General features: G+C 41.3%; 6 protein-coding genes and 2 pseudogenes. All 8 read right to left on the bottom strand.

Annotation, left to right across the window (positions count from 1 at the left end):
* Nucleotides 1-210, bottom strand: a pseudogene (locus ACFVSH_RS20040) (DUF1445 domain-containing protein); the annotation flags it as partial.
* 114 nt (nucleotides 211-324) lie between these two features.
* Entirely contained in the window at nucleotides 325-1,464 is a 1,140-nt protein-coding gene (locus ACFVSH_RS20035) for an NRAMP family divalent metal transporter (protein ID WP_387596064.1), read from the bottom strand.
* 120 nt (nucleotides 1,465-1,584) lie between these two features.
* Nucleotides 1,585-2,343: a 5-oxoprolinase subunit PxpA gene (gene pxpA, locus ACFVSH_RS20030; protein ID WP_387595717.1), complete on the bottom strand. Its 759-nt coding sequence runs from the start codon at nucleotides 2,341-2,343 to the stop codon at nucleotides 1,585-1,587.
* Between the two features lie 298 nt (nucleotides 2,344-2,641).
* Nucleotides 2,642-2,839 (bottom strand): annotated as a pseudogene (locus ACFVSH_RS20025) (FAD-dependent oxidoreductase); the annotation flags it as partial.
* A gap of 127 nt (nucleotides 2,840-2,966) precedes the next feature.
* Nucleotides 2,967-3,119 (bottom strand): hypothetical protein, encoded by a 153-nt coding sequence (locus tag ACFVSH_RS20020; RefSeq protein WP_179891081.1) that lies wholly within the window; start codon nucleotides 3,117-3,119, stop codon nucleotides 2,967-2,969.
* Nucleotides 3,120-3,551: 432 nt separating this feature from the next.
* A complete protein-coding gene (locus tag ACFVSH_RS20015) occupies nucleotides 3,552-4,874 on the bottom strand; it encodes an MFS transporter (protein ID WP_387707485.1) in 1,323 nt (440 codons plus the stop codon).
* Between the two features lie 438 nt (nucleotides 4,875-5,312).
* Nucleotides 5,313-6,611, bottom strand: a complete 1,299-nt coding sequence (gene hutI / locus ACFVSH_RS20010) for an imidazolonepropionase (RefSeq protein WP_387707483.1) — start codon at nucleotides 6,609-6,611, stop codon at nucleotides 5,313-5,315.
* On the bottom strand, nucleotides 6,608-8,284 hold the full coding sequence (gene hutU, locus ACFVSH_RS20005; RefSeq protein ID WP_342615593.1) for a urocanate hydratase: 1,677 nt from the start codon (nucleotides 8,282-8,284) through the stop codon (nucleotides 6,608-6,610). The genes hutI and hutU overlap by 4 nt, the downstream gene beginning before the upstream one ends.
* Nucleotides 8,285-8,292 lie beyond the last annotated feature (8 nt).

Here is an 8,292-nt window from a genome sequence, read left to right as displayed (position 1 = left end):
ATCGGTGCGTATATCCCCAGACTTTGCTGCAAATGCGGGAATGGGTGAACCAATTTCCGTAACGTCCAGCAATGGACAGGATTTAGGATTGCGCTGACAGAATAATAAAAAATCAAAAGCATGCTCTTTTTTTAAGATGGCTAAGTTCGCTTGTGCATAACCGTTAGCCATGCCGGCAGTCGGTTTAATCAATTCATTGTTTCGAATCATGGAACGCAACTTAGCCGGGGTAGCTTGGGAAAGATCGATCATTAGTATTCATCTCCTATTTTGAACTGGCAAACCACTTCAACCTATATTTAATGGATATTCGTTCATTAATCATTAAAAAAGTGCGGGCAGTTGTTTCATTAATGTATATACGCCCATTAACGCCATGATGACTACCACGAACACACCGGAAATCGTTAGCCATAAAGGATGCTTATAATCACCCACGATGTTTTTCTTATATGCAGCAATTAGCAATGTTCCAAGAGCAATTGGTAAAATGAGTCCATTGATGGCCCCGACTACTAGCAGCACTTTAACCGGTTGACCAATTAATAGAAAGCAAATAGTCGAAACGATAATAAAACCAATGATTATCCAGTTCGCCTTCTTATTAATTTTTTCGCTGAATGTTCTGATAAATGAAACGGATGTATATGCCGCTCCAACAACTGACGTGATTGCTGCAGCCCACATAACAATACCAAACATTTTATATCCTACATTACCAGCTGCAAGTTGAAAAACGGATGCTGCAGGGTTATCCGAATCAATTTGTAAACCTTTCGATACAACACCCAATACGGCTAGAAATAAGGCAACACGCATGACCGTCGTTATGAGTATCCCCATTACCGAGCTCTTCGTGACCTGTGGTAATGAGTCAACGCCCTTCACGCCTGCATCCAAGAGACGGTGTCCCCCTGCAAAGGTAATATAGCCACCTACAGAACCACCTACTAACGTTACAATTGCTATAATATCGATTTTATCAGGTGCAAAAGTCCTCACTACCGCTTCCCCGACTGGAGGAGAGGTTGTCCAAGCAACGTAAATCATCAAACAAATCATGAAAAATCCGGCAATTTGCGTAAAACGGTCCATCGCTTTTCCTGCTTCTTTCACTACAAAAATCAGTACGGCGATGACTGCACTTATTGCCGCCCCGGTCGTGGGGGATATTCCCGTCATCGCATTTAGACCTAATCCTGCTCCTGCAATATTTCCAATATTAAATGCCAGCCCGCCCATAACGATCAGTGCTGCCAGTACATAGCCCAACCCTGGAAGGACCATGTTTGCAATTTCTTGCCCCCGTTTTTCGGATACAGCAATAATGCGCCATACATTTGTTTGGGCAAATATATCAAGAATGACCGAAATCAGAATGACGAATCCGAAACTTGCCGCAAGACTTTGGGTATAAACGGTTGTTTGCATTAAAAAACCGGGTCCTATTGCCGACGTTGCCATTAGGAATGCTGCACCTAACAATAAAGTGCGGTTTATTTTTGGCTTATTTGGATTCTTATCCTGTGCTGTTGTATTTTTAATTGGCTCCAATGGAAACTACCTCCTGATGGTTTTGGTTTTTCAAGAAAAGGACTTGACTGTTATTTCAGATAATTGTAAAGATTCTTTAACATGCCGAGCAAAGGATAAAGCATGTGCCCCGTCCCCATGAATACAAATGGTATCTGCTTTTAAAGCCACATCCGAGCCTTGTTGAGACAGAACCTTTCCCTCCTTCACCATGCGAATGACTTGCGCAACGGCATCATCATCGTTTTCGATCAATGCGTCCTTTTCCAATCGGGAAGTCAATGAACCATCATGCTGATAGGTACGATCGGCAAATACTTCACTCCCGGTTTGCAATCCGATAGCCTGTCCGGCACGTATTAATTCACTGCCTGACAAACCAAATAAGATAAGCTCGGGATTCACTTTATACACCGCTTCGGCAATGGCCATTGATAACTCTTTATTCTTTGCGGCCATATTGTACAAAGCCCCATGCGGTTTCACATGCTGCATACTTCCGCCTTCGGATTGCAGAAAACCATTTAATGCACCAATTTGATAGACGACAATATCATAAGCTTCCTGTGGTGAAATATTCATATTGCGCCTTCCAAATCCTATTAAATCCTGTAAACCTGGGTGGGCTCCAATTTTCACATTTTTCCCCAAAGCAAGCTGAACCGTTTTTCTCATGACGGTCGGATCACCAGCGTGGAATCCACAAGCTACATTGACAGATGTTACATAATCCAAAATCTCTTGATCATTACCAATACGGTAAGCGCCAAAACTTTCTCCTAAATCACAATTCAAATCAACCGTGTTCATACGACCTTCTCCTTTATTAACAAAAATTTCAGTAAATAATCCATATGAATATGTAGGTACTCATTCATTCACTCAATACTACAAGTTCCGAAATTCGGAATTCTAGTTTCGCATTTCGGAATATTCTCATTCTATCATATTCTAATTATTTCGACAATACTTTGTTAGATAACCTAACATTAAATTCGGATTCAAGAAGAGCTCTTCATAAATATTACAATAAAAAAAGCCGTTGTTTCCTTTGGAAGAAAGCAACGGCCATGATTAGAGGATTATGGTGTGAAGCATATTATGACATTTAATTATTGAATCGATTAATAGAAAACAATGAAATATCTTCCTTGCTAGTACCGGAGATAATCAAGTCACTCAAAATTTCACCCATGACACTGCTGAATTTAAAACCGTGTCCAGAGAAACCTGCTGCTATAGCAATGTGTGGATAATAAGGATGTTTATCCACTATAAAATGCTCATCAGGGGTCATGGTGTAGATAGTTTTCATTTTATGGTTAAGACTCGTACTAAAATTCAACATAGAGTATTATGAAATAGTATTCTTTTTATGATTTATATCAACCCATTATACCTTTTAATTTCTATTTCATTTTGAAAATATAGTTTTAGGATTCGATCAATTGTTTATCATTGAAATAAATGACTTCACTAAGGATTTTACAGCCTTCTATTACCTCAAATTTTTCCCTAGCTTCCTTTTCTGTGGTAAACTCAAACATTTTTATGCCATTTTTCGAATGGATAGTGATTACCCACATAAAATTCCCTCCACATGGAAGATTAATTTCCCGATTTCCTGAAACACTTTCATTTAATTTCACTGTAAAGCAGTAAAGTGTTGAACGCTGCCAATGGGTAGGATGATAAATCACCATCCTACTATTCAACACCATTAAATGTGGATAAATACTTCTAAAAGCCCAATTCATCTGCTGAAATGGAAGATCAACGCCATACCTTTTTTAGTGATTTTTAAAGGCCATTCAGGCTTTAGTAATCACTCTTCACAAATGGCGTTAAAGAGGGTTTTTACTCGACAAATTCATGCTCACGGCCTTTATTATATCCTTTGGAACCGCACGGGCTCTCTTATAAGTAGGAACTAGATCAATCGGATGCTCCTCTTGTAAACTTCTTCTGAAAGTGAAAAACATAATCCGTAATCAATATACATCCATTTATGCCTTATATTAGCTAACCATATTAGTGGTGGTTTCCGATGAATTGCCTCGTTTGCCAGGCTTCACGAATACCATGGCTAACATGCCGATCGTGACGGCTATTGATGCTGCAATAAACATGGCATTATATCCATATATGGCGACAAGACTTCCAGTCAAGGTAGGGGCAATTATGGTAGCCAGATTCGCAATGAAATGAGTTACCCCGCCAAATGTTCCAGCTTTATTCGGTTCTGTATCCAGAACCACGATCCAATAAATGGAATTAGGCAAATAGTTAAAGGCATTTCCAATACACATTAAAGCAAGTACGGCCGCCGCACTTTCGACAGTCGGAATCAACATAAAACATACAGCTGTACAAAATAAGGAGACTACTGTAAACCAAGATCTGGCAATACGTAAATTCCCTGTTTTCCTTCGTAATATATCCGAGATTTTACCACCCAATAACCCAGTGATAATAGCTCCTACCCAGGGAATCATACCAATATATGAAAGAGAAGAAAGTGAATAATTAAATTCATCTTGCAGATATTTGGGGGTCCATGTAAGTAATAGAATATTTACATATAAAAAGGCAAAATATCCAATTGCATTAAATACTAACGTAGGGTTTTTAAAAAAATGGTACCATGGTACATTTATTTGTTCGTCTAATTTCGTCTCACCTTTTATTAAATTATCTGCTCTTCGAATTTCTTCTAGTTCGGTTTTCGAGACTCTTGGATGATCTTCAGGTAAGTTTGTAAATACTTTGTTCCAAATTGCTACCCAAATAAAACCTAATATACCGAGAATAACAAATGTTACTTTCCAGTTAGTGAATGTTAGAAGACCTACTACGATGGGTGCAGTAATCAATGCTCCAATTGGCGTTCCCACTAATCCAAGAGCTACAGCAAACCCTTTTTCTTTAGGAGATACCCAGTTTGCCATCGTTCGGTTCATCGTTGATAATGTAGGTCCTTCAGCTAATCCAAATAAAACACGAAACACCGCAAATCCTGCCAAGGCAGAGCCTCCAAATAATGCTGCACCTATGTGACCTGCGAATATTGTCCCAATTTCAAAAAAAGACCATGTAGTTCCGGCAATGATCCACATGAATTTAGGACCTTTCTTATCTGCTAAAGCACCACCAAATAGTGCACCGAATATATATCCATATCCAAAATACCCCAGGATTGCCCCCCAACTTACTGGATCTAAATTGAACTCCTTGATTATTTCAGCTTGGGCATATGAAAGTGCACCTCTATCAATATAATTTATGATTGTAATAACAATAATCATAAAAATGATAAAATAACGATAGTTATTTCTCAACATGTAATCACTCCTAGATGTTTGTTAGAGAGCAGCAATACTGACTGATTTTAAACATAAAAAACAGTAATCTTAAGACCCTAAATCTAGTTTGCATTTTGCAGCCTGTAATAAATTACAGCCATGAATACCTTGGTCTTTACTGTTTCGCCCACCATAGATAAGATCGGATCAAGACAGAAAAACATGACAAGCGGATACCACCATGGATAGAAGCATGTATACCAGTGCAACTGAAATATCAGATACATTTCTTGCTTTGGCAACATGGAATACTGTTAGATCATATTGTACGTATCAAAGCCTTTTTACATCCGCCAAAACTCCAGCGGATGTAAAGAGGCTCCTGATACATAGAAGTTCATTAATGGGCGTTTCATGAGAGATCCGGTCAACCTAATGAAGGGTCGATGGGTATAGCCTCTCTTCTTTTAGTGAATTTTATAGACCAGTAAGGCTTTTGGAATCAGTCTTCACTTTATCATTCACTACTTGCACACCATTTTTCCATACAGATTTAACGTGATTGACCCCAAATAAATATTGCAACTCCTGATAGTTTTCAACATTCCATAAAACGACATCAGCTTGTTTTCCGACTTCGAGGGAACCGACCCTTTCTTCCCTGTTGATTGCACAAGCAGCATTGTATGTCGCCGCCGTCAGAGCTTCTGCAGGGGTAAGCCGCATCGAAATGCATGCCAGATTCATGACAAGCGGCATGGATGTCGTCGGTGAAGATCCGGGATTGCAATCTGTCGAAATGGCAACAGCCACACCTTCATCAACCATTCGCCTTCCAGGGGCCGCTTCTTCTCGTAAATACAAGGCGGTGGCTGGGAGCAAGCAGGCAATGGTGCCTGACTTCGCCATAGCAGTAATCCCCTCATCGGAAGCTTTTAACAAATGCTCAGCTGAAATGGCTCCTATCTTCGCAGCTAATTCAGCTCCACCGTATGGCTCAATTTCATCAGCATGAATTTTAGGGATCAAGCCATACTTTTTCCCCGCATTTAAAATCCGCTCTGATTGTTCAGGGGTAAAAACCCCCTTTTCACAAAAGACATCATTGAATTCAGCAAGCTTTTCTTCAGAGACGATTGGAAGCATATCATTAATCAGATGATCGACAAATTCATCCTCGCGGCCTTTATAATCCTTTGGAACCGCATGGGCTCCCATAAAAGTCGGAACTAGATCGATCGGGTGCTCTTCCTGTAACTTCTTCATCACCCGCAACTGCTTCAATTCGGTTTCCAAATTCATACCGTAACCGCTTTTACCTTCTACTGTAGTCACGCCATGAGCGAGAAACGAATCAAGTCGACGCATGGTTTGCTCCATCAATTCTTCTTCACTTGCTTCCCTTGTCATGCGGGTGGTGGCATGAATGCCCCCACCTGCGTTCATAATGTCCATATATGTTGCGCCTTCAAGACGCATTTCAAATTCACGTTCCCGACTCCCGCCATATACAACATGCGTATGTGGGTCAACTAGCCCAGGTGTCACCAAATGGCCAGTTGCATCAAAGACTTCAGCTTCATGCATTCTATCTGCATAGAGTTCTTCCAATTCTTTGGTCGTACCGATCGCTTGGATTAAACCAGATTCCATCCATATACTTCCATCTGCAATCAAACCAAGCTCAACCATTGCCTCTTTAGAACGAGGACCTTTCCTATCGGAGGTAAGGGTTGCAAGTTGAGCGGCATGTTTTATCCAAATTGGTTTTGTCATTTTTTATCAATTCCTTTATCAAGCATCGGGATATTAATACCTCTTTCACGTGCTGTTTCCTCTGCCAGTTCATATCCTGCGTCAACATGACGCACTACACCCATCCCAGGGTCAGTTGTCAGCACCCTCTCAATCCTGGCTGCTGCTTCTTTTGTGCCATCTGCCACAATTACAACGCCTGCATGCATGGAGTAACCCATTCCTACGCCGCCGCCATGATGTACGGAAACCCAGGTTGCACCGCCAACTGCATTCACCATTGCATTTAAGATCGGCCAGTCAGCCACTACATCGGAACCATCCTTCATGGCTTCCGTTTCACGATTCGGCGAAGCAACAGAGCCAGAATCCAAATGGTCACGACCAATCACGATCGGGGCCTTCAATTCACCGCTTGCAACCATATCATTGAGGATTTTACCAAAACGGGCGCGCTCCCCATAACCAAGCCAGCATATGCGGGAAGGCAGACCTTGGAACTGAATTTTTTCTTGAGCCATTCTGATCCAGTTACATAAATGTTCATTATCAGCGAATTCGCGTAAAATGGCTTGGTCTGTTTTATAAATATCTTCTGGATCCCCAGATAAAGCCACCCAGCGGAAAGGACCTTTACCTTCACAGAATTGTGGACGGATATAAGCTGGAACGAAGCCCGGGAAGTCAAAAGCATTCTCTACCCCTTCATCCTTCGCAACTTGACGGATATTGTTGCCATAATCAAACGTCACGGCTCCTTTTTCCATCATTTCAAGCATCGCTCTTACATGTTTGGCCATTGAAGCTTTAGAGAGTTCAATATACTTTTCTGGATCCGAATTTCGTAACTCTGCCGCTTCCACCATTGACAGGCCTGAAGGAGTATATCCATTTAGCGGATCATGGGCCGAAGTCTGATCCGTCAAGACATCAGGGATGAAGTTCCTTGCGATCATTTCCGGTAGAATATCTGAAGCATTCCCAATCAAACCAATCGATAATGCTTTCCCTGCAAGTTTAGCTTCATTGGCTAAACGAATGGCTTCATCCAATGAATCCGTTTTCACGTCGGTATAACGAGTCTCAATCCTCCTGTCAATTCTTGTCTCATCTACATCGATCCCGATACAGACACCACCGTTCATCGTTACTGCCAGCGGCTGTGCCCCTCCCATTCCTCCTAAACCTGCCGTTAGTGTAATGGTGCCTTTTAACGAGTTATTGAAATGTTGTTTTGCAAGCTCGGCAAAGGTCTCGTATGTACCTTGTACGATCCCTTGAGATCCGATATATATCCAGCTGCCAGCTGTCATCTGCCCATACATCATCAATCCCTTTTTATCAAGTTCATGGAATGTTTCCCAGTTCGCGTATGCAGGGACGATATTTGAATTTGCAAGCAGGACACGTGGTGCATCCGAATGCGTTTTAAAAATGGCCACCGGTTTCCCTGATTGGACAAGTAAAGTTTCATCTTCTTCAAGCTCTTTTAGTGATTTGACGATTGCATCAAAGCATTCCCAGTTACGAGCTGCTTTCCCAATCCCTCCGTATACCACCAAATCTTCCGGACGTTCAGCAACTTCAGGATCCAAATTATTCATGAGCATTCTAAGCACTGCTTCTTGTTGCCATCCTTTAGTATGCAATTCTGTTCCAGTATACCGGATAACCTTGTTTGTAATCGTGTTCATTTTCATTT

The organism is Peribacillus sp. NPDC058002, assembly GCF_042886655.1.
GTDB classification, from domain to species: domain Bacteria; phylum Bacillota; class Bacilli; order Bacillales; family DSM-1321; genus Peribacillus; species Peribacillus aracenensis.
The sequence above is the reverse complement of the archived record's forward strand: the minus strand, read 5'-3'. Positions and strand labels throughout refer to the sequence as shown.

What these genes read in the sequence shown, in the direction of transcription:
- hutU (WP_342615593.1), bottom strand. Translation starts at nt 8,284, where the DNA reads ATGAACACGATTACAAACAAGGTTATCCGGTATACTGGAACAGAATTG.
- pxpA (WP_387595717.1), bottom strand. Translation starts at nt 2,343, where the DNA reads ATGAACACGGTTGATTTGAATTGTGATTTAGGAGAAAGTTTTGGCGCT.
- ACFVSH_RS20020 (WP_179891081.1), bottom strand. Translation starts at nt 3,119, where the DNA reads ATGTGGGTAATCACTATCCATTCGAAAAATGGCATAAAAATGTTTGAG.
- hutI (WP_387707483.1), bottom strand. Translation starts at nt 6,611, where the DNA reads ATGACAAAACCAATTTGGATAAAACATGCCGCTCAACTTGCAACCCTT.
- ACFVSH_RS20035 (WP_387596064.1), bottom strand. Translation starts at nt 1,464, where the DNA reads ATGGCAACGTCGGCAATAGGACCCGGTTTTTTAATGCAAACAACCGTT.
- ACFVSH_RS20015 (WP_387707485.1), bottom strand. Translation starts at nt 4,874, where the DNA reads ATGTTGAGAAATAACTATCGTTATTTTATCATTTTTATGATTATTGTT.